Origin of the sequence: Streptomyces sp. NPDC002994, from assembly GCF_040611155.1 — a bacterium.
Taxonomy (GTDB): Bacteria; Actinomycetota; Actinomycetes; order Streptomycetales; family Streptomycetaceae; genus Streptomyces.
Window position 1 is genome coordinate 120,479 of sequence record NZ_JBEXNQ010000003.1, and the last position, 21,012, is coordinate 141,490.

Here is a 21,012-nt window from a genome sequence, read left to right on the forward strand (position 1 = left end):
GACCCGGCGCCCAGTACATGCCACCGGCCGACTCATCCTGCTCGCCGACCGGTTCGGACACAGAGCCGGCTGGACGGCAGCAGGTACGTACGCCGATGCCCGCCGCGGCTGCGCCCGCAGTGATACCGACGCGCACGACGGCACGTGGCAGGGGTGCGCGGCCCGTGTCCGGGGAGGCCCGAAGAACAACGTCCGGACGCTTCACTCTGTGCGCCCTGAGCCGGTGGCGGACGTAGGCCATGCCCTTCGAGCCGCAGCATGCCGCGGCCGCCGCCCTGCCCTGAGACCGGGCCCCGGTCCGGGGAGAGCGGCGTGCGAGAGATCAGCACCCGACGCGCCAATCAACGATTGATGAGAGCCGACTGATGCACTCTCCGAACACCACCCCCCTCGCCAAGCCGGGCCACGCAGCCTTGTCCGGCCTGGTCGGCAACACGCCCGTCCTGCACGTCAGCGAGCCCTTCGCTCCTGCGGGCCGGGGATTCTGGGCGAAGCTGGAGGGCTTCAACCCCGGCGGCATCAAGGACCGCCCCGGCCTGCACATGGTCGAACGCGCTCGCGCCCGCGGTGATCTGAAGCCCGGAGCCAGGATCATCGAGTCCACCAGCGGCACCCTCGGCCTCGGGCTCGCCCTGGCAGGCATGGTCTACGGCCACCCGGTCACCCTGGTCACCGACCCGGGCCTCGAGATGTCCATGACCCGCCTGCTCACCGCCTACGGCGCCCAGGTCAACGTCGTCTCCGAACCGCACCCCACCGGCGGCTGGCAGCAGGCCCGACGCGACCGCGTCACCCAGTTGATGCGGCAGCACCCGGATTCCTGGTGCCCCGACCAGTACAACAACCCTGACAACACCACCGCGTACACCCCCCTCGCCCTGGAACTCGCCACCGAACTCGGCCACATCGACGTGCTGGTGTGCAGCGTCGGCACCGGAGGCCATTCGGCGGGCGTCTCGCGGGTCCTGCAGCAGCTCTACCCCGACCTCAAGCTCGTCGGCGTGGACACCATCGGCTCCACGATCTTCGGACAGCCGGCCCGTCCCCGTCTGATGCGGGGACTCGGATCGAGCATCTATCCCCGGAATGTCGCCTACGACAACTTCTCCGAGGTGCACTGGGTCGCCCCCGCCGAAGCGGTGTGGTCCTGCCGGCAGCTGGCCGCCTCGCACTACGCCACCGGAGGGTGGAGCGTCGGCGCGGTCGCCCTGGTCGCCGGATGGCTCGCCCGCACGATGCCCGAGGAACCACGGGTCGCGGCGATCTTCCCCGACGGGCCGCAGCGCTATCTCGGCACGGTCTATGACGACGACTACTGCGCTGCCCACGGCTTGCTCGATTCCCCGCCAACCCCCGAACCGGAGGTGATCGGCCGCCTGGACGAGAAGGAAGTCACCCGCTGGACCCGGTGCACCAGCGTCGTCGACCCGCTCACGGTCGCCCACGACGCCGGGACAGACGTTGCGGAGGGCCGGTGAAGAGCACCGTCGCGCAGGTCCGCACGTACGAGCGCAGCGTCCAGCTGCTGATGGTCAATCAGTTCACCATCAACCTCGGCTTCTACATGCTGATGCCGTACCTGGCCACGCACCTGGCGGGGCCCCTAGGCCTGGCCGGCTGGCTCGTCGGCCTGATCCTCGGGGTGCGCAACTTCAGCCAGCAGGGCATGTTCCTGATCGGCGGAACACTGGCCGACCGCCTCGGGTACAAGCCGATGATCATCGCAGGCATGGTGCTGCGCATCGGTGGCTTCGCGACCCTGGGGCTCGTCGACTCGGTGCCCGCGCTGATCGCCGCTTCCGCCGCGACGGGATTGGCCGGGGCGCTGTTCAACCCGGCCACCCGGGCCTACCTCGCGGCGGATGCGGGGGAGCGGCGGGTAGAGGCGTTCGCGTTGTTCAACGTCTTCTACCAGGCGGGCATCCTGCTCGGCCCGCTGGTGGGGATGGTGCTGACCGGTATCGATTTCCGCATCACGTGCCTGACGGCGGCCGGCATCTTCGCGGTCCTGAGCATCGTGCAGATCCGGGCCCTGCCGGCGCGCCGAGCCGACGACACCGAGGTCAACGCGGACGGGCGGCGGGAGAGCGTGCTGTCGCAGTGGCGGAGCATCCTGGCCAACCGGCCGTTCCTGCTGTTCTCGGTCGCCATGATCGGCTCGTACGTGATGTCCTTCCAGGTCTACCTCGCACTGCCACTGGAGGTGCGACGCCTGGGCGGCGAGGGCGAGTTCGGCACGGCGGCGGTGGCGGTGCTGTTCGCCGTTTCCGGTCTGAGCACCATCCTGGGCCAGACCAGGGTGACCGCCTGGTGCAAGGCCCGCATGGAGCCGGGCCGCGCGCTCGTGTGGGGCCTGCTGACCATGGGAGTGGCGTTCGTACCGCTGCTGCTGGCCACGGCCATGCCAGTCCCGGAGGGCGGACTCGGACTGTGGCTGCTCGCCGCAGTGCCGCCCGCTCTGGCCGCACTGCTGCTGGCCCTGGGCACGATGATCGCGTACCCGTTCGAGATGGACACCATCGTCCGCCTCTCCGGTGACCGCCTTGTCGCCACCCACTACGGCCTCTACAACACCATCTGCGGCGTCGGCATCACCCTGGGCAACCTCCTCACCGGCGCCGCACTGGACACGGCTCGTAACGCCGGAGTGTCCGCCCTGCCGTGGATCGTCCTGCTGCTGCTGGGCCTCGCCTGCGCTGCAGCGCTGTACGGGCTGGACCGCACCGGCCGGCTCGCAGCCCCGGCACCCGCCGACCGTCCGGAACCTGCCAGGGCCTGACGCACCGCCCGCAACGCAAGGGAGGCCGGGCCGCCACCCGCCCTCCCTTGCACAGCGCTTCTCGGTTTTGAGCCGTGGAGTGCGACGTCAGACTGCGGCCGGGGTCTTGTCGGGCTCGGCGAGGTTCTCGGCGGTCTCGGTGTCGGCGAGCGCTGCAAGGTAGCGCTCGGCGTCGAGGGCGGCCGCGCAGCCGGAGCCGGCGGCGGTGATGGCCTGGCGGTAAGTGTGGTCGACGACGTCGCCGGCGGCGAAGACGCCGGGGATGTTCGTACGCGTCGAGGGGGCTTCCACTTTGAGATAGCCCTCGTCGTCCAGCTCGAGCTGGCCCGTGAAGAGCTCGCTGCGCGGGTCGTGGCCGATCGCGATGAACAGCCCGGTGGCGTCCAGGTCGCGGGTCTTGCTGGTGATGACGTCGCGCAGGGTCAGGCCGGAGAGCATGCCGCCCTCGTCCTTGATCTCCGCGATCTCGCTGTCGAAAGCGAGCGGTTCTGCATGACGTGGGAGGCCCGCAGAGTGGAGCGTCGGTGGACGACGGTGACCGACTTCGCGAAGCGGGTGAGGAAGGTTGCCTCCTCCATGGCGGTATCGCCACCGCCGACGACCACGATGTCGCGGTCGCGGAAGAAGAACCCGTCGCACGTGGCGCACCAGGACACGCCACGGCCGGAGAGGGCATCCTCATTCGGAAGGCCGAGCTTGCGGTAGCCGGAGCCGGTCGCGACGATCACGGCCTTGGCCCGGTGAACGGTGCCCTCGGAGTCCGTGACCTCCCCGCATGTTCTCCATGAGGACGGGACCGTCGACGCCCACGGGGAAGCCGGGGAAGTTCTCGACTTCGGTCGTGGTCGTCAGGGAACCGCCGACAAAGATGGAGCTGCCGAACAGCAGGGGCTCCAGCTGGGCCCGGCACGTCGGGGGCAGTGCTTACTTGGCGGTCTCGGGCGCGATCTCCTTGATCAGGCCCTCGATGAGCGTCTTGATCTCGTCGCGGATCGGGCGTACGGCCTCGACGCCCTGGCCCGCCGGGTCCTCGAGCCGCCAGTCGAGGTAGCGCTTGCCGGGGAAGACGGGGCAGGTGTCGCCGCAGCCCATCGTGATGCAGACGTCGGACTCCTTGACGGCGTCCACGGTGAGGATCTTCGGCGTCTCGGCGGAGATGTCGATGCCGACCTCGCGCATGGCCTCGACGGCGGCCGGGTTCACGGCCTTGCCGGGGTTGGATCCCGCCGAGCGGACCTCGACGCGGTCTCCGGCCAGGTGGCTGAGCCAGGCGGCGGCCATCTGGGAGCGGCCGGCGTTGTGGACACAGACGAACAGCACAGAGGGCTTCTCGGACATCAGGAGGTCTCTCTTGTCTCACGACGGAATCAGGCGCAAGTGACATCAGCACCCGGTGGTGTCAGCGGCCACTGATGTGAGAGTATCAGCCCATGATGACGTCAGTCGACACTGAACTGATCCGGGTTCTGGCCGATCCGCTCAGGCTGCAAATCGTGACCCTGCTGGCCCACGAGACGCTCTGCACCACGCACCTGGTCGAGGAGACCGGTGCCAAGCAGACGAACCTCTCCAACCACCTGCGCGTCCTGCGCGAGGCCGGGGTGGTGGAGACGGAGCCGTGCGGGCGCTTCACGTACTACAAGCTCCGGCCCGACGTCATCGAAGCCGTGGCGAACTCCTTCAGCGATCTCGCCGCCGCTGCTCGAACCACCCATGCCGCCGACACGAAGAGGGCCTGTCCGTGACCAGCACCGAACCGACCACCACCCCACGCGTAGAACCCGGCGGTGACTCGGTCGTCGCAAAGCTCTCCACACTGGACCGCTTCCTGGCCGTGTGGATTCTTCTTGCCATGGCGTTGGGACTGGGCCTCGGCCGGTTGATCCCCGGCCTGAACGACGCCCTCGCGAAGGTCGAGATCGGCGGCATTTCGCTGCCCATCGCCGTCGGCCTGCTGATCATGATGTATCCGGTGCTGGCGAAGGTCCGCTACGACAAGCTCGACGCGGTCACCGGCGACAAGAAGCTCATGATCTCGTCGCTGGTCGTCAACTGGATCGCCGGTCCGGCGATCATGTTCGCGCTGGCCTGGATCTTCCTTCCCGACCTGCCCGAGTACCGCACCGGCCTGATCATCGTCGGTCTGGCCCGTTGCATCGCCATGGTCATCATCTGGAACGACCTGGCCTGCGGCGACCGCGAGGCGGCTGCCGTCCTCGTCGCCCTGAACTCGGTCTTCCAGGTCATCGCGTTCGGCCTGCTCGGCTGGCTCTACCTCGACCTGCTGCCCGGCTGGCTCGGACTCGGCGAGGGCGAGCACCTCGACATCTCCATGTGGAAGATCGCGCTGAACGTCGTCATCTTCCTCGGCATCCCGCTGCTGGCCGGCTTCCTGACCCGCCGCCTCGGCGAGAAGAAGATGGGTACGGCGACGTACGAGAACACCTTCTTGCCGAAGATCGGCCCTTGGGCGCTGTACGGCCTGCTGTTCACGATCGTCATCCTCTTCGCCCTGCAGGGGAAGACCATCACGTCGCAGCCGCTGGACGTGGCTCGCATCGCGCTGCCGCTGCTCGTGTACTTCGCCCTGATGTGGTTCGGCACGTTCCTGCTCGGCAAGGCCATCGGTCTGAACTACGACCGGACGGCGACGCTCGCCTTCACGGCCGCCGGCAACAACTTCGAGCTCGCCATCGCGGTCGCCATCGCCACCTTCGGCGTGACGTCGGGTCAGGCGCTGTCCGGCGTCGTCGGCCCGCTCATCGAGGTGCCGGTCTTGGTCGCGCTCGTGTACGTGTCCCTGGCGTGGCGCAAGAAGTTCGCGCCGACGGCCGTCACCACCACCCGGTAGGGAGCACCCATGCAGTGCCTCGACTGCCGTACGGAGAGCAAGGACACGCACCCCGTCGGCAAGGTCTGCGCAGCGGCGAAGGCACTGAGCGCGGCAGTGGTGACGCCGTGAGCGCGGCGACGACCGATGTAGTGGTGATCGGCGGCGGCCAAGCAGGGCTCGCCGCCGGTTACCACCTGCGCCGCCTCGGCCTGGACTTCGTGATCCTCGACGACCGGGCCGGGGCGGGCGGCGCCTGGCAGCACGCCTGGGACTCGCTGCACCTGTTCTCCCCGGCTGCGTACTCCTCACTGCCGGGCCGCCCCATGCCCGTACAGGCGGGGAAGCTCTACCCGGACGCGTCCCACGTCGTCGGCTACCTCACGGCGTACGAGCAGCGTTACGAGCTGCCGGTCCACCGCCCCGTGCGCGTCGCGGGCGTCCACCGCGACGCTCAAGTCCTGCGCGTGGAAACCGACTCCGGCAGCTGGCGCGCCCGCGCGGTGATCAGCGCGACCGGCACGTGGTGGAGGCCCTTTTTGCCCGCCGTACCCGGCCGGGGCGTCTTTCGTGGCCGTCAGGTGCACACGGTCGAGTACCGAAGCCCGGCCGACTTTGCCGGGCAGCGCGTGGTCGTGGTCGGCGGCGGCAACTCCGGCGCCCAGATCGCCGCCGATCTCGCGTACGACACCGAGCTGACGTGGGTCACCCGGCGCCCGGCCCGTTTCCTTGCCGACGACATCGACGGCCGAGCCCTTTTCGACGCGGCCACCGCCCGCCGCCGCGCACTCGACGCCGGGACGACCGACACCGGCGGCGTCGCGTCCCTCGGGGACATCGTCGCTGTACCACCGGTGCGCGAGGCCCGGGACGCGGGACTTCTCAAAGCCCAGCCGATGTTCACCCGACTCACCGCGGACGGCGTCGAGTGGGCCGACGGTACGAGGGCCGAGGCCGACGCGGTGATCTGGTGCACCGGCTTCCGCCCAGCCCTCTCCCCTCTCGCCCCGCTCGGGCTGCGTGGCTCACGAGGCCACATCCCGACGGTCGGCACCCGTGCTGTCGACGAGCCCCGCCTCCACCTGCTCGGCTACGGCGACTGGACCGGCCCCGCCTCCGCCACCCTCATCGGCGTGGGCCGCCCCGCGCGCGACGCGACCCGCGAGATCGCCGAACTCCTGGGCGTCACGCCGACTGCAGGTCCTCGCCCTGTCGCGCGCCGTAAGAGGGATCTCTAGAAGGCATCACACGACTCGAGAGCTACGGCGCTCCAGGAGCAGGACGTCACGCCAAACGCCTTGATGGCGGCCGATGCGTTCTCGGGTGCCGATCACGCGGAAGCCGGCCCGCTCGTGGAGGGCGAGGCTGGCCCTGTTCTCGGGGAAGATGCCGGACTGGATCGTCCAGATGCCGGCAGCTTCGGTGGAATCGACGAGGGCGTCGAGGAGGGCACGGGCTACGCCCTTGCCGCGTGCCGTCGGATGTACGTACACCGAATGCTCGACGACTCCGGCGTACGCGCAGCGGTCGGAGACCCTGGAAGCGGCGACCCAGCCGAGCACCCTCGCGTCATTCGGGTCCTTGGCGGTGAAGCGGTGCCCGGGCAGCTTGGCGGCGTCGAACTCGGTCCAGGTCGGAGCCTGGGTTTCGAAGGTGGCGTTCCCCTCGTCGATGCCCAACTGGTAGATCGCCAGGACCTGTTCGGCGTCCGCGGTGGTCAGCGGCAAGATCTTCGGTGCGTCAGCAGGCATGGTCCGCCTCCTGCCCCAGGATCGCGCGGACCGCGGCCGGGAAGCACGCGAGGCAGGCGGCGTTGACTGTGTACCGGGTTGAGGTGCCCTGCCGCTCGGGGAGGACGAAGCGGACGTCGGCAAGGATCTTCAGGTGGTGGGACACCGTCGACTGCCCGATGGGGAGCCGCTCGACGATCTCGCCGACCGCCATCGGCCGGCGCTCGGCGGAGAGCAGGTTCAGTACGCGTACGCGCATGGGGTCGGCGAGCGCCTTGAACCAGTCGGCGTAGGTGACGGCGTCTTCGTGGCTCAGTGGCCCGGGTCTGCGCTCAGTTCTATTCATCGATAATCGACGATAGTAGATGAAGCGGTGTCGCGCTTGTGGACGGCTCAGGCGGTGACGTACTTGCCCAGGATGTGGCCCATGGTGGCGAGCACGGACGGCTCGACCCGGTAGTACACCCAGGTTCCGCGCCGCTCAGAGGTGAGCAGGCCCGCTTCCTTCAGCTTCTTCAGGTGGTGCGAGACGGTCGGCTGGGAGACGCCGACGTCCGAGATGTCGCAGACGCACGCCTCGCCGCCCTCGTGCGAGGCGACCGCCGAGAAGAGCCGCAGGCGAACCGGGTCGCTCAGGGCCTTGAACATCGCGGCGGTGCGTACCGCTTCATCCTCGGTGAGGGGGCGTTCATTCAGCGGCGGGCAGCAGGGGGCCGTGTCCGGCTCCAGCAGGGGCAACACCTTCGCGTTCGACATACGTCTATGTTGACACACATCGAACCAATGGGGCGGGAAGGCGGTCGGATTCGACACTTGTCTATGTTGACATCAGTCGATACAGGTGCGAGGGTCGGTGCATAGACAAGCATCGAATCAAGGGATTCTTGATCCGAACCCCTACCCCGCCTCCCGCGCAGCCCGTCATCAAGGAGAAACAGTCATGAGCGAGCAGAAGCTTCCGGTCGTCGTGATCGGAGCCGGCCCGATCGGCCTGGCCGCCGCCGCCCACCTGGTCGAGCGCGGCATCGAGCCCCTGGTCCTGGAGGCCGGAGCCGGCGCGGGGAGCGCCGTCCGTGAGTGGTCGCACGTCCGGCTCTTCTCGACCTGGTCCGAGGTTGTCGACCCGGCGGCCGAGAAGCTGCTCGCCCCGATCGGCTGGACCGCGCCCGACGGAGCGACGTACCCCTCCGGTGGGGACTGGGCCACGGACTACCTCCAGCCGCTGGCCGACGTCCTTGGTGACAAGGTCCGCTTCGGTGCCCGCGTCACGGGTGTATCGCGCCTGGGCCGTGACCGGGTCGTGGACGTCGACCGTGAGCAGCAGCCGTTCACCATCCATGTCCTGAATGCCGACGGCTCCGAGGAGCGGATCACCGCCCGCGCCGTCATTGACGCCTCCGGCACGTGGTCCACCCCCAGCCCGATCGGTGGCGACGGCCTGCCCGCCCTCGGCGAGCGCTCGGCCGCCGACCGCATCTCCTACCGCGTGCCCGACCTCAAGGACCCGGCTGTACGGGCCCGTTACGCCGGCAAGCGCACCGCCGTGATCGGCTCCGGCGCCTCCGCGTTCACGGCCCTCGCCTACCTGGCCGACCTCGCCAAGGACGCGCCCGGAGCGCATGCGGTGTGGGTTCTGCGGCGTGGGATCGGCGGCTCCACGTTCGGCGGCGGCGAAGCCGACCAGCTGCCCGCACGCGGCGCGTTGGGCCTCGCGGCCAAGGCCGCAGTGGAGGACGGGTACGCCTCGGCTGCCACCGGCTTCCGTACCGGCGTCGTCGAAAAGTCCGGCGACCAGCTGGTGCTCGTGGCCGAGGGCGGCCGGCGACTCGACCCCGTCGACGAGGTCATCGTCCTCACCGGCTTCCGCCCCGACCTGTCCTTCGTCTCCGAACTCCGCCTCGGCCTCGACGAACGACTCCAGGCCCCGACGGAGCTCGCCCCGCTGATCGACCCCAATCAGCACTCCTGCGGGACGGTCTACCCGCACGGCGTGAAGGAGCTGTCCCACCCGGAGCAGGGCGTCTACCTGGTCGGCATGAAGAGCTACGGCCGCGCCCCGACGTTCCTCGCCATGACCGGATACGAGCAGGTCCGCTCCATCGCGGCCGCCCTCGCCGGGGACCAGGAGGCAGCGGAGCGCGTCGAGTTGACCCTTCCGGAGACCGGAGTCTGCGGCGGCGCGGGCCTCTTCGACGAGCCCGACGCGGCCGACTCCGAGTCCGAGGGTGGCGGTGGCTGCTGCGCCGCTCCCACCACCGTCCAGATCGGCGTAGGAGCCCCGGCAGCTTCCGGCGGCTGCTGAGCCCTGACCCACCTACCCATCCATCCATCCAGCAGGAGGCACGCCATGTCCCGCGTACAACTCGCCCTCCGAGTCCCCGACCTCGCCGCGTCGGTCACCTTCTACAGCAAGCTCTTCGGCGCCGAGCCCGCCAAGCTCCGTGACGGCTACGCCAACTTCTCCATCGCGGAGCCCCCGCTCAAGCTCGTCCTCATCGAAGGCAAGGCGGGCGAGGACACCCGCATGGACCACCTCGGCGTCGAGGTCGAAACCACCGAAGCCGTGCATGCCGCCACCACCCGCCTGAGCGATGCGGGCCTGGCCACGGCCGAAGAGAAGGACACCACCTGTTGCTACGCCCTCCAGGACAAGGTCTGGGTCCATGGACCCGGCCAGGAACCCTGGGAGGTGTACGTCGTCAAGGCCGACGCCGACACCCTGGCCAAACAGGAAGGCAGCACCTGCTGCGCCACTCCGGCCACCGCCGAAACGGACACCGTCGAAACCGGCACCGGCGCAGGCCGGCCTGTAGCCGGCAGCTGCTGCTGACCCGACGACGACCGACTTCCACGCCAGCGAGGCCGCGACCGGAACAGGGGACCGGTCGCGGCCTCGCTGGCGTCGTCCTGCTCCCACGTCTGACCGTCGACACCGGCCGGCCGATGCGCGGCCGGGAAACCTCACGGTGCTGCGCAGGATGGTCGCCAACGTTCAGGGCGACGGTAACTCCTCGTATTCCAGCCGGACTTCAGGGCAAACCGGCTGCACCCGCCACGCCGGACCGCGACAATGAGACACCCGCCCCGCCCGGGCTTCGCGTCTGGAGGCACCCCCCATCATGAGAAGACTCATCGGCACCCTGCTGGCTGGCACCCTGGCCCTCTCCGGGCTCGCCGCCACCGGCACGACGCCCGCGGCCGCCGCAGACCCCTCCGGCGGTGCGTTCAGCGTCCTCACGTACAACGTCGCGGGCCTGCCGCAGGGGCTGAGTTCCGGCAACCCGGCTACCAACACCCCGCTGATCTCCCCGCGTCTCGGCGCGTACGACATCGTGAACGTCCAGGAGGACTTCAACTACCACGCGGCGCTGTACGCGGGCGACGACCACCCGTACCGCACCGCGACGAGCGGCGGCGCCGGCCTCGGTGACGGTCTCAACACCCTGTCCGACTACGCCTTCGAGGACTTCGAGCGGGTCGACTGGAACAGCTGCACAGGCACCGACTGCCTGACCCCGAAGGGCTTCACGCAGGCCCGGGTCCGGCTGGCCGAGGGGGTGTTCGTAGACCTCTACAACGTCCACACGAACGCGGACGTGACGGAGGCGGCACTGGCCGCCCGCCGCGCCAACATCGAGCAGCTCTCGGACTTCATCCAGGCGAACTCGGCGGGCAACGCGGTGATTGTCATGGGCGACACCAACACCCGCTACACGCGCTCCGGTGACAACATCCGCACGCTGGCGACCGAGAACGGCCTGACCGACGCGTGGGTCCAGCTGGTCCGCGGCGGTAGCGCCCCGGCCCAGGGCAGTGACGCGATCGTCTGCCCCAAGACGGCTCCGACGAACGACTGCGAGGTGGTGGACAAAATCCTCTATCGCGGCAGCAACCTGGTGAACCTCTCCGCCACCCGTTACAGCAACGAGTGGGCGTCTTTCCTCGGCCCCAGGGGCGACAACCTCTCCGACCACTTCCCGCACATGGCCGACTTCTCCTGGACGCTGCCCTCGACGCTCCGGGCCGGCGACTTCTTCGGCGGCCCGCACGGCACGGCGTTCAACGATGCGGACAACCTCCCGTCGCCGCTCGCGCCCCGCACGCTGACCCTGCGAGGCGGCGCCCGCCTCGACGCGGTCGCGCTCGCACATGACGGCGGTACGTCGCTGACTCACGGCGGTACGGGCGGCACCGCCGCGTCCCTGACCCTCGCGCCGGGCGAACACCTCACCTCGGTGACGCTCACGCGAGGGCAGAAGGACGGCCACACCCGCCTCTTCTCGGCGGCCTTCACGACAGACAAGTCTCGTACCCTGAAGTCCGGTTCGGCCACGAAGGACACCGTGACCTACGCAGCACCCTCCGGCTGGCAGATCGTCGGCTTCAGGGGCCGCGCGGGCGACGGGATCGACAAGCTGGGGGTGCTGTACGCGCCGATCGGCTGACATCTCCTAGTCACCGGACAGCTTCTGTACCGCACGGGTGCGGCGCTCGCCGGGCAACTCGGCAGCGAACCGGTGGAATTCCCCGGAGGGCACATCGGGTGCCACGAGCATCCGGCCGCGTTCGCGCAGTTGCTCGCACGAACGTTGCTGACCTGACCAAAAGTCCGGCTCGACGCCGCCAACGGCGTCGCGCCGGACTTTCGCTTTGAACGGGCCGGTCAGTCCGTGCCGAACTCCATCGCGGCGCGGTCCAGCATCTCGTCGTCACCGGAGACCGCACCACGGGAGGCGATCGCCTCGGCGCCGCCCTCCGGCATGGTGCCGATCAGCCCGGTCGCCGCCGCCTGGGCGGCACCGATGGTGGGACTGGTGGTGCCGATGAGGCCGAGCCCGGCGTACTGCTCCAGCTTCGCGCGCGAGTCGGCGATGTCGAGGTTGCGCATGGTGAGCTGGCCGATCCGGTCCACCGGGCCGAACGCGGAGTCCTCGGTGCGTTCCATGGACAGCTTGTCCGGGTGATAGCTGAACGCCGGGCCTGTGGTGTCGACGATCGAGTAGTCCTCGCCGCGCCGCAGCCGCAGCGTCACCTCGCCGGTGACCGCCGAGCCGACCCAGCGCTGCAGCGACTCCCGGATCATCAGTGCCTGCGGGTCGAGCCAGCGGCCCTCGTACATCAGCCGGCCCAGGCGCCGTCCCTCGTTGTGGTACTGGGCGAGGGTGTCCTCGTTGTGGATCGCGTTGACCAGGCGCTCGTACGCCGTGTGCAACAGGGCCATGCCGGGCGCCTCGTAGATGCCGCGGCTCTTGGCCTCGATGATCCGGTTCTCGATCTGGTCCGACATGCCCAAGCCGTGGCGGCCGCCGACGGCGTTGGCCTCCATCACCAGCTCGACGGGGGAGGCGAACTTCTTCCCGTTGATCGTCACCGGGCGGCCCTGGTCGAAGCCGATCGTCACGTCCTCGGTGGCGATCTCGACCGAGGGGTCCCAGAACCGCACGCCCATGATGGGCTCCACGGTCTCCACGCCGGTGTTCAGGTGCTCCAGCGTCTTGGCCTCGTGGGTGGCGCCCCAGATGTTGGCGTCGGTGGAGTACGCCTTCTCCGTGCTGTCGCGGTAGGGCAGGTCGTGGGTGAGAAGCCACTCCGACATTTCCTTGCGGCCGCCGAGCTCGGTCACGAAGTCCGCGTCCAGCCAGGGCTTGTAGATCCGCAGGTGCGGGTTGGCGAGCAGGCCGTACCGGTAGAACCGCTCGATGTCGTTGCCCTTGAAGGTCGAGCCGTCGCCCCAGATCTGTACGTTGTCCTCGAGCATCGCCCGGACCAGGAGGGTGCCCGTGACGGCGCGGCCGAGCGGCGTGGTGTTGAAGTAGGCACGCCCGCCCGAGCGGATGTGGAACGCCCCGCAGGTGAGTGCGGCCAGCCCCTCCTCGACCAGCGCCGCGCGACAGTCGACCAGGCGCGCGATCTCGGCACCGTAGGTCTTCGCACGGCCGGGGACCGAGGCGATGTCGGGCTCGTCGTACTGGCCGATGTCGGCGGTGTAGGTGCACGGGATGGCGCCCTTGTCGCGCATCCAGGCGACCGCGACCGAGGTGTCGAGGCCGCCGGAGAAGGCGATGCCGACGCGCTCGCCGGCGGGAAGGGAGGTGAGGACCTTAGACATAGGAAGAGTATGCATCAGTGCGCATGGTCATGCAAAGACGTGAGGTGCTGGTTGTTGGACTTTTCTGTCGCGACTCTTGCGGCGGTCGCCGCGCGCCAATAGAAAGAAAAGGCTCCTAACCGTCGAGCGGTGGGCGCTCGGCCAGGCGCGAAAGGGAGCACATGCCCCTTCCTCCTACGAGAAGCGCGTCCGCGCGGAGGCCGGGAATCGACGACTCGACGGTGGTCTATGCCCTTCCGACGCCTGCGACGGCGCGGTGATCGCGCACAACACCCTGCTCGGCAACGCCGGAACGCTCTCGGGCGAGACCCGGGACTACGAGCCCCGGGACGTGGTCATCGCCGACAACCTCCTGGTCGGCAGCGCCGGCAGCCTGGTCGCCATGGGGAAGACCACCGGGTTCACCTGGCACCGCCGGGTCGACCCGCTCCTCCGGCAGGAGTCTGACGGGGTATTCCGTCTGTCGGCGGGCAGCCCGGCGATCGGCACGGCGACGCTGGGCAGCCTGTCCGTGGGCGATGACATCGACGGCCACTCGCGCGGCACCACCCGTGACATCGGCGCCGACGAGTACGCGACACCGGCTCCTCTCCGCCGTCCCCTCACGGCGGCGGATGTGGGTCCGAACGCATCCTGAGCGGCCCGGCCCGGCCCGGCCCGGCCCGCCGGCTTGGCGGCCTTGCCCGGGTGGTCAGTCGGACGCACGCTGGTCTTATGGCTGCGCACGCCGGCCCCACGCTCATCACTTCCGTACAGAGAGCCTTCCGCCTCTTGGAAGCGGTGGCCGCGCACGGCGGCGGCGCGCCGGCGAAGCAGTTGGCACGCGAGACCGGCCTGCCGCTGGCCACCACCTACCACCTGCTGCGGACACTGGTCCACGACGGGTACGTACGGAAGCTGGACGACGGCGGGTTCGTCATCGGGGACCAGTTGGGCGCGCTGCATTCCGGAAGCCGCGGGCAGGCGCTGCTCAGCCGTATCCGTCCCACGCTCGCCGCTCTGCGGGACGAACTGTCGGCCGCCGCTTACCTGACCTTCTACGAGGACGGCGAGATCCGGGTCGTCGAGATCGTCGACAGCCCCCGGGCCCAGCGGGTCGACCTCTGGGTGGGATTCGAGGACGCCGGGCACGCCACCGCGCTCGGGAAGTGCGTGCTGCGCGAGCTGGACGACGAGTCCCGCAACGACTACCTCTCCCGGCACGCCCTCGCCGACCTCACGCCCCGGACCATCACCCAGCGTGCCGAACTGATCCGGCGACTCGAGTCGTCGGCCGGCGCCCCGGCCGTCATGGACATGGAGGAGTACTCCATCGGTACGGTCTGCCTCGCGGTGCCCGTCTACAGCGGCGACGTACTCGGCTCGCTCGGTGTCTCCATGCGGGCGGACCGGCTCTCGCGCATCGACGAGGTGCGAGAGCGTCTGCTGCCCACGGCCAGTCGCGTGACCAGGGGCCTCTCGCTCACTATCTGAAATCCCTGTCCTTGTGGCGCCCGCACGAACCCTGTTCTCTGAATGAAACGGACATTTAGGCGTCCGTACTGCCACCAGGAGAGGGCTGCGGACCACACATGAGTCAGGCGCGAGACCATGAAGGCAGCCGGTGGCCGGCGTGGCCCTTCACGAAGCCCCGGACCGGAACCGCAACGCATTTCGCCGCCGTCGCGCCCGTGCTGATCGTCTCCGTCGTTGTACTCCTGGGCCTCGTCAGCGGAGCCGCGATGACCTGGCTGCCCCTGCTCGCCGCCGGACCGGCGCTGGCCGCCACCACCAGTCGGCCGTGGGGAGTGCTCTGTGTCGGCCTCCTCGCCGCCGTTCTGGGCGCCGTGCTCGGGATTCGTGACGGTGTCCCGGGTCACGAGCTGGCAATCGTGCTCTCCGCGCTGGTCGCCGTGACCCTGGCGAGCGGCCTGGCCAGCGCGCTGCGCGTGCGCCGCGAACGGGTACTCGCCGCCGTGCGCTCGGTCGCCGAGGCCGCCCAGCACGCCCTGCTCAAGCCCGTGCCCGCCACGGTCGGCCCGTTTCAGGTGGCCGTCCGCTACAGCGCCGCCGACGCGGAGGCCCGCATCGGCGGGGACCTCTACGCGCTGGTGCCGACGCCGTACGGGGTCAGGCTGATCGTCGGCGACGTACGCGGCAAGGGGCTGCCCGCGGTGGGGACCGCCGCTCTGGTGCTCGGCGTCTTCCGCGAGGCCGCCTACGACGAGCCCGACCTCCTCGATGTCGTCGGCAGGATCGAGCGAAGCCTGGCGCGCAATCTGGGTCCGGACGATTTCGTCACCGCCGTGGTAGCCGGATACCCCGGGGCCGGGCGCATGGAGGTGGTCAACTGCGGGCACGCCCCGCCGCTGATGGTCCGCGACTCACACGTCATGGCGGTCGCGCCGACGCATCCGACGCCACCGCTCGGGCTGCGGGCCCTCACCGGCGAGACCCCGAGCCTTCAGACACTGCCCTTCACCGACGGCGACCAGCTGCTCCTCTACACCGACGGTGTCACCGAGGCTCGCAACCACGAGCGTGAGTTCTACCCGCTCGCCGAGCGGGTGGCGCGGCACATGTCGGACGAGCCGTCCCGTACCCTCGCCGCGCTCCATGACGAGCTGCTGGCGTACGTCGGCGGTCGGCTCCACGACGACGCGGCGCTGCTCCTGCTCCGGAAACCGGCCGCCGTCGGCTCGGCGCCCGCCGCGGAGAGCCGGGCTTCGGTCGGAGAACCGACGCGACCATCACTGCTCCAGTGAGCATGGTGAGTGAAGGACACCTCCGGAGGATCAGCGCCGGGCGGTCCGGCCCGCGGCCGCGTCCCACGCCGCCCGGTCACCCGTCGGTTCGTAGCGCCTGAGAGGCTGCGTCCCGGCGATCAGGCGGCGCATCGCGGCCCGGTCGCCGAGCAGACCCCCGGCCCTCGCCTGCACCAGGACGTTGCCCAGCGCCGCGGCTTCGGCCGGCCCCGCGACCACGGGCAGCCCGCAGGCGTCGGCGGTGAGCCGGCACAGGAGCTCGTTGCGGGCCCCGCCGCCGACCACATGGACGACGTCGACGGGGTGGTCCGCGAGCCGCTGCGCGTCGTCGACGGCACGCCGGTGCGCCAGCGCCAGGGAGTCCAGGACGCAGCGCGTGACCTCCGCGGGCGTGGAGGGCACCGGCTGACCGGTGGCGCGGCACGCGTGGGCGATGCGCTGCGGCATCCGGCCGGGTGCGAGAAAACCCGGGTCACCCGCATCGACCACCGACCGCAGGGGCGCCGCCCCGGCCGCCTCCCGGAGCAGCGGCGCCAGTTCCGGCGACCCCCATTCCCGCAGGCACTCCTGGAGGAGCCACAGACCCATGATGTTGCGCAGGTAGCGGATCGTGCCGTCGAGCCCGAGTTCGTTGGTGAAGTTGGCGCCGCGGCTCGCCTCGCTGAGGACCGGGGCGTCCAGTTCCAGGCCCGCCAGCGACCAGGTGCCCGTGCAGATGTAGGCGAACCGTTCCCCGTCCGTCGCGGGTACGGCGGCGACCGCCGAGGCGGTGTCGTGCGAGCCGACGGTCGTCACCGGCACGGGGCCCAGCAACCGGGTCTCCTCCAGCACGTGGGGGAGCAGGGTGCCCGCCGGGTCCCCCGGGCGCCGCAGCGGCGGGAACAGCGAGAGGTCGATGCCCAGCCGCCCGGCCGGGCCACGGGCCCAGTCGCCGGTGCGCGGGTCGATCAGCTGGGTGGTCGAGGCGTTCGTCAGCTCCGTGCCCTGGAGGCCGGTGAGCCAGTACGCGATCAGATCGGGGATGAGCAACAGGCGCCGGGCGGCGGCGAGGTGGACAGTGTCCTGCGCCGCCACCAGCTGATAGAGCGTGTTGAACGGCGCGTACTGAATGCCCGTCACCGCGTACAGCTCGGACGCCGGTACACGCGCCCACACCCGCTCCGCCACGTCTTCGGTCCGGCCGTCCCGGTAGTGCACCGGGTTGCCGAGCAGTGTTCCGTCCGCGTCGAGCAGGCCGTAGTCGACCGCCCAGCTGTCGATGCCGACCGAGTCGGCCTGCCCGGCCGCGCGGAGTCCGGCGATGACGCCGGCGTACAGCCCGAGGACGTCCCATCGCAGTCCTTCGGCGAGCCGCACCGGCTGGTTGGGGAAGCGGTGCGCCTGCGTCAGCTCCAGCGACTCGGCCCCGGCGGGCCCGGCCGCGATCCGGCCGACCATGACGCGCCCGCTGGACGCGCCGAGGTCGACCGCCGCGTACGACCTCGTACCTCTCATCGCAGGAACGCGGCGGCCACGCCGGCGTCGACCGGAACGTGCACCCCGGTCGTGTGCGTCAAGTCCCCGCCCGTCAGAGCGAACACCGCGTTCGCGACATGCTCCGGCAGCACCTCCCGCTTGAGCAGGGTCCGCTGGGCGTAGAACGCGCCGAGCTTGTCCTCCTCCACCCCGTACACCGCCGCCCGCTGCGCGCCCCAGCCGCCCGCGAAGATTCCGGAGCCGCGCACCACGCCGTCGGGGTTGACGCCGTTGACCCGGATGCCGTGCTCGCCGAGCTCGGCCGCCAGGAGGCGCACCTGGTGCGCCTGGTCGGCCTTGGTCGCCGAGTACGCGATGTTGTGGGGGCCCGCGAAAACGGCGTTCTTGGACGCGATGTACACCAGGTCACCGCCCAGACCCTGCGCGATCATCACCCGAGCGGCTTCCCGGGAGACCAGGAAGGAGCCGCGGGCCATGATGTCGTGCTGCAGATCCCAGTCCTTCGCCGTGGTCTCCAGCAGCGGCTTGGAGATGGAGACGCCGGCGTTGTTGACGACCAGGTCGACCCCGCCGAACGCCAGCACCGCGGTCTTGAACGCCTCGGTGATCTGTTCCTCGGAGGTGACGTCCACGGTGACGGCAACGGCCTTGTCGAAGCCGCCCAGTTCGCCGGCCACCGCCTGCGCGCCTTCGGCGTTCAGGTCCGCGACGACGACGCACGCGCCCTCGGCCGAGAGCCGCCGCGCGATGGCCCTGCCGATGCCGCTGCCGGCGCCCGTCACCAACGCCACCCGCGCGGCCAGTGGCTTGGGCTGCGGCATCCGCCGGAGCTTGGCCTCCTCCAGGGACCAGTACTCGATGCGAAACTTTTCCGACTCCTCGATCGGGGAGTACGCCGAGACCGCCTCGGCGCCGCGCATGACGTTGATCGCGTTGACGTAGAACTCGCCGGCGACGCGCGCTGTCTGCTTGTCCTTGCCGAAACTGAACATGCCCACGCCCGGTACGAGGACGATCGCCGGGTCCGCGCCGCGCATCGGCGGCGAGTCGGCCACCGCATGCCGCGTGTAGTACGCCGCGTACTGCGCGCGGTACTCGGCGTGCAGTTCCCCCAGCCGGGCGACCACGTCCTCCAGCGGTGCGCCGGGCGGCACGTCGAGGAGCAGGGGCCTGACCTTCGTACGGAGGAAGTGGTCGGGGCAGGACGTGCCCAGGGCCGCCAGGCGCGGGTGCTCGGCGCGGGCCAGGAAGTCGAGGACCGTATCGGAGTCGGTGAAGTGGCCGATCTGCGGACGGTCCTGCGAAGCCACGGCGCGGATGTGGGGCGCGAGCGCCGCGGCCCGCTCCCGGCGCTCGGCCTGCGGCAGCGCCTCGTAACCCTCGATCACCGGGCCGAAGGGATCCGGTCGGCCCTTGTCGGCGAGGAACGCCTCCGCGGTGCGGATGATGTGCAGCGAGTTGCGTTCGCACTCCTGCGAGGTCTTGCCCCAGGCGGTGATGCCGTGGCCGCCCAGGACGCAGCCGATGGCCTGGGGGTTGGCCTCTTTGACCGCGGCGATGTCGAGGCCCAGCTGGAAGCCGGGTCGCCGCCACGGCACCCACACCACCGTGTCGCCGAAGCACTCGGCGGTCAGCTTCTCGCCGTCGGCGGCGCAGGCCAGCGCGATGCCCGAGTCCGGGTGGAGGTGGTCGACGTGCGGCGCGTCCACCAGGCCGTGCATCGCCGTGTCGATGGACGGGGCGGCGCCGCCCTTGCCGTGAAGGCAGTAGTCGAACGCGGTGACCATCTCGTCCTCGCGCTCCACTCCCGGATAGACGTCCTTCAGCGCCCGCAGCCGGTCCAGGCGCAGGACGGCGAGACCCGGCGCGGTGAGCGTGCCGAGGTCGCCGCCCGAGCCCTTGACCCACATCAGCTCGACGGCGCCACCGGTCGCGGGGTCCGTACCGGTGCCCTTCGCGGAGGCGTTGCCGCCCGCGTAGTTGGTGTTGCGCGGGTCCGCGCCCAGGCGGTGCGAGCGCGCCAGCAGGGCGGCCGGCGCGGGATGGAGTGCGGAGGGCATGTGTCGTCCTTCGGGCCGGGAGAGAGAGGGGAGCGAGATAGGGCGAAAACAGGTGTGTGCCGGTAGCGGGCGCGCCGCTCAGGCGCCCCAGCCCGCTTGTTCACCGCCGACCCGTTCCTCGGCGGTCTTCTGTGCCCAGCCCGAGCGCCGGTAGGCGGCGACGGGCTCCGGGTCGAGACCCGACTCCTCGCGGAGCTCGGCGAGTAGCGGGCGGACGTCGGTGTTGTAGGCGTCCATCAGTACAGCGTTCGCGCCCAGTACGTCGCCGGCCCGCTGGGCGGCGGCGAGTGCCTCCCGGTCGACCCGCAGGGCCTTGGCGGTGGCCTCCTGCACGTTCATCACGGAGCGGATGATCGCGGGGATCTTGGCCTCGATGTTGTGGCACTGGTCGAGCATGAAGGCGACTTCCGCGCTGAGACCGCCGCCCGCGACCACCTCGTACATGATCCGGAAGAGCTGGAAGGGGTCCGCGGCACCCGCCATGAGGTCGTCGTCGGCGTAGAAGCGGGAGTTGAAGTCGAAGCCGCCGAGTTTCCCCTCGCGCAACAGCGTCGCGACGATGAACTCGATGTTCGTGCCCGGCGCGTGGTGCCCGGTGTCCACCACCACCTGCGCCTTGGGGCCGAGCTTCAGGCAGTGCGCGTAGGCGGTGCCCCAGTCCGGGACATCGGTGGTGTAGAAGGCGGGCTCGAAGAACTTGTACTCCAGCAGTATCCGCCGGCCCTCGCCCAGCCGGTCGTACACCTCCCGCAACGCTGCGGCCAGCCGGTCCTGGCGCTCCCGGACGTCGTCCTGGCCGGGGTAGTTGGTGCCGTCCGCGAACCACAGCTTCAGGTCCCTCGAACCCGTGGCGTCCATGACGTCCAGGCACGCGAGCAGATGGTCCACGGCCTTGCGGCGCACCTTGGCATCGGGGTGGCACACACTGCCGAGCCGGTAGTCGTCGTCCTGGAAGGTGTTGGAGTTGATCGTGCCCAGCCGTACGCCCCGCTCTTCGGCGTACGCGGCCAGCGCGGCGTAGTCATCGACCTTGTCCCACGGGATGTGCAGCGCGACCGTCGGGGCGGCCCCGGTGAACTCGTGGACCTTCGCCGCGTCGTCCAGCTTCTCCCACGGGGTGCGCGGGACACCGGGCTGGGCGAACACCTTGAAGCGTGTGCCGGAGTTGCCGTAGGCCCAGGAGGGCGTCTCGACGGCCTGGGCTTTCAGGGCGGCCTTTACAGCCGTGTTCTCGTCAGTCATAGCCACCTCGAAGTGAATCGATTCACCGGGAGACTAGGCGTA

At 70.1% G+C, this 21,012-nt stretch carries 19 protein-coding genes and 1 pseudogene; 11 read left to right on the forward strand and 9 right to left on the reverse strand.

Annotated elements, in window-relative coordinates:
* Positions 1–365: 365 nt before the first annotated feature.
* Together ABZX79_RS04310 and ABZX79_RS04315 are read left to right on the forward strand one after the other, a co-directional pair.
* On the forward strand, positions 366–1,478 hold the full coding sequence (locus tag ABZX79_RS04310) for a PLP-dependent cysteine synthase family protein (protein WP_355251361.1): 1,113 nt from the start codon (positions 366–368) through the stop codon (positions 1,476–1,478).
* Complete coding sequence (locus ABZX79_RS04315) at positions 1,475–2,779, forward strand: MFS transporter (RefSeq protein ID WP_355251364.1); 1,305 nt, start codon at positions 1,475–1,477, stop codon at positions 2,777–2,779. The genes ABZX79_RS04310 and ABZX79_RS04315 overlap by 4 nt, the downstream gene beginning before the upstream one ends.
* 87 nt (positions 2,780–2,866) lie before the next feature.
* On the opposite strand, the pseudogene ABZX79_RS04320 reads toward ABZX79_RS04315, so the two are convergent.
* Both ABZX79_RS04320 and ABZX79_RS04325 read right to left on the reverse strand, forming a co-directional pair.
* Positions 2,867–3,700 (reverse strand): annotated as a pseudogene (locus ABZX79_RS04320) (FAD-dependent oxidoreductase).
* A gap of 3 nt (positions 3,701–3,703) precedes the next feature.
* Positions 3,704–4,117, reverse strand: coding sequence for an arsenate reductase ArsC (locus ABZX79_RS04325; protein ID WP_355251367.1), 414 nt, complete (start codon positions 4,115–4,117; stop codon positions 3,704–3,706).
* A gap of 92 nt (positions 4,118–4,209) precedes the next feature.
* On the opposite strand from ABZX79_RS04325, the gene ABZX79_RS04330 reads away from it, so the two are divergent.
* The 3 genes from ABZX79_RS04330 to ABZX79_RS04340 all read left to right on the forward strand — a co-directional run bounded on the left by ABZX79_RS04330 (position 4,210) and on the right by ABZX79_RS04340 (position 6,847).
* The gene (locus tag ABZX79_RS04330) at positions 4,210–4,524 is read left to right on the forward strand and encodes a metalloregulator ArsR/SmtB family transcription factor (RefSeq protein WP_355251370.1); all 315 of its coding nucleotides are present in this window, start codon (positions 4,210–4,212) and stop codon (positions 4,522–4,524) included.
* Positions 4,521–5,630 carry an ACR3 family arsenite efflux transporter gene (gene arsB, locus ABZX79_RS04335; RefSeq protein ID WP_355251373.1) on the forward strand — a complete coding sequence of 370 codons (1,110 nt, stop codon included), beginning with the start codon at positions 4,521–4,523 and terminating at the stop codon, positions 5,628–5,630. Before ABZX79_RS04330 ends, arsB begins: the two co-directional genes overlap by 4 nt.
* A gap of 107 nt (positions 5,631–5,737) precedes the next feature.
* Complete coding sequence (locus ABZX79_RS04340; RefSeq protein ID WP_355251376.1) at positions 5,738–6,847, forward strand: ArsO family NAD(P)H-dependent flavin-containing monooxygenase; 1,110 nt, start codon at positions 5,738–5,740, stop codon at positions 6,845–6,847.
* 6 nt (positions 6,848–6,853) lie between these two features.
* Here the strand turns inward: ABZX79_RS04340 and ABZX79_RS04345 are convergent, their stop codons facing one another.
* From ABZX79_RS04345 to ABZX79_RS04355, 3 genes are read right to left on the reverse strand one after another with little or no spacing between them, the layout of a single operon-like run.
* Positions 6,854–7,360, reverse strand: a complete 507-nt coding sequence (locus ABZX79_RS04345; protein ID WP_355251379.1) for an N-acetyltransferase family protein — start codon at positions 7,358–7,360, stop codon at positions 6,854–6,856.
* A complete protein-coding gene (locus ABZX79_RS04350) occupies positions 7,350–7,685 on the reverse strand; it encodes a metalloregulator ArsR/SmtB family transcription factor (protein WP_355251382.1) in 336 nt (111 codons plus the stop codon). Before ABZX79_RS04350 ends, ABZX79_RS04345 begins: the two co-directional genes overlap by 11 nt.
* Positions 7,686–7,732: 47 nt before the next feature.
* On the reverse strand, positions 7,733–8,095 hold the full coding sequence (locus tag ABZX79_RS04355) for a metalloregulator ArsR/SmtB family transcription factor (protein WP_355251384.1): 363 nt from the start codon (positions 8,093–8,095) through the stop codon (positions 7,733–7,735).
* 184 nt (positions 8,096–8,279) lie between these two features.
* Here ABZX79_RS04355 and ABZX79_RS04360 point away from each other — a divergent pair, with 184 nt between their 5' ends.
* The 3 genes from ABZX79_RS04360 (at position 8,280) to ABZX79_RS04370 (ending at position 11,784) form a co-directional block, all read left to right on the forward strand.
* Positions 8,280–9,641, forward strand: a complete 1,362-nt coding sequence (locus tag ABZX79_RS04360; RefSeq protein WP_355251387.1) for an NAD(P)-binding domain-containing protein — start codon at positions 8,280–8,282, stop codon at positions 9,639–9,641.
* Positions 9,642–9,686: 45 nt separating this feature from the next.
* Positions 9,687–10,169, forward strand: a complete 483-nt coding sequence (locus ABZX79_RS04365; protein ID WP_355251390.1) for an ArsI/CadI family heavy metal resistance metalloenzyme — start codon at positions 9,687–9,689, stop codon at positions 10,167–10,169.
* Positions 10,170–10,458: 289 nt separating this feature from the next.
* Positions 10,459–11,784, forward strand: a complete 1,326-nt coding sequence (locus ABZX79_RS04370) for a jacalin-like lectin (protein WP_355251393.1) — start codon at positions 10,459–10,461, stop codon at positions 11,782–11,784.
* Positions 11,785–12,002: 218 nt separating this feature from the next.
* On the opposite strand, the gene argG is transcribed toward ABZX79_RS04370, so the two are convergent.
* A complete protein-coding gene (gene argG / locus ABZX79_RS04375) occupies positions 12,003–13,448 on the reverse strand; it encodes an argininosuccinate synthase (protein WP_355251396.1) in 1,446 nt (481 codons plus the stop codon).
* Positions 13,449–13,704: 256 nt separating this feature from the next.
* On the opposite strand from argG, the gene ABZX79_RS04380 reads away from it, so the two are divergent.
* The 3 genes from ABZX79_RS04380 (at position 13,705) to ABZX79_RS04390 (ending at position 16,192) form a co-directional block, all read left to right on the forward strand.
* Complete coding sequence (locus tag ABZX79_RS04380) at positions 13,705–14,085, forward strand: hypothetical protein (protein WP_355251399.1); 381 nt, start codon at positions 13,705–13,707, stop codon at positions 14,083–14,085.
* A 77-nt stretch (positions 14,086–14,162) separates the two neighbouring features.
* Positions 14,163–14,921 carry an IclR family transcriptional regulator gene (locus ABZX79_RS04385; RefSeq protein WP_355251402.1) on the forward strand — a complete coding sequence of 253 codons (759 nt, stop codon included), beginning with the start codon at positions 14,163–14,165 and terminating at the stop codon, positions 14,919–14,921.
* 248 nt (positions 14,922–15,169) lie between these two features.
* Complete coding sequence (locus tag ABZX79_RS04390; protein ID WP_355251983.1) at positions 15,170–16,192, forward strand: PP2C family protein-serine/threonine phosphatase; 1,023 nt, start codon at positions 15,170–15,172, stop codon at positions 16,190–16,192.
* Positions 16,193–16,222: 30 nt separating this feature from the next.
* Here ABZX79_RS04390 and ABZX79_RS04395 read toward each other — a convergent pair whose 3' ends face one another.
* The 3 genes from ABZX79_RS04395 to rhaI form a co-directional block, all read right to left on the reverse strand.
* Positions 16,223–17,686, reverse strand: a complete 1,464-nt coding sequence (locus ABZX79_RS04395; RefSeq protein WP_355251405.1) for an FGGY-family carbohydrate kinase — start codon at positions 17,684–17,686, stop codon at positions 16,223–16,225.
* Positions 17,683–19,728, reverse strand: a complete 2,046-nt coding sequence (locus ABZX79_RS04400; RefSeq protein ID WP_355251407.1) for a bifunctional aldolase/short-chain dehydrogenase — start codon at positions 19,726–19,728, stop codon at positions 17,683–17,685. The genes ABZX79_RS04395 and ABZX79_RS04400 overlap by 4 nt, the downstream gene beginning before the upstream one ends.
* 78 nt (positions 19,729–19,806) lie before the next feature.
* Positions 19,807–20,970 carry an L-rhamnose isomerase gene (rhaI, locus tag ABZX79_RS04405; RefSeq protein ID WP_355251410.1) on the reverse strand — a complete coding sequence of 388 codons (1,164 nt, stop codon included), beginning with the start codon at positions 20,968–20,970 and terminating at the stop codon, positions 19,807–19,809.
* Between the last annotated feature and the right edge of the window lie 42 nt (positions 20,971–21,012).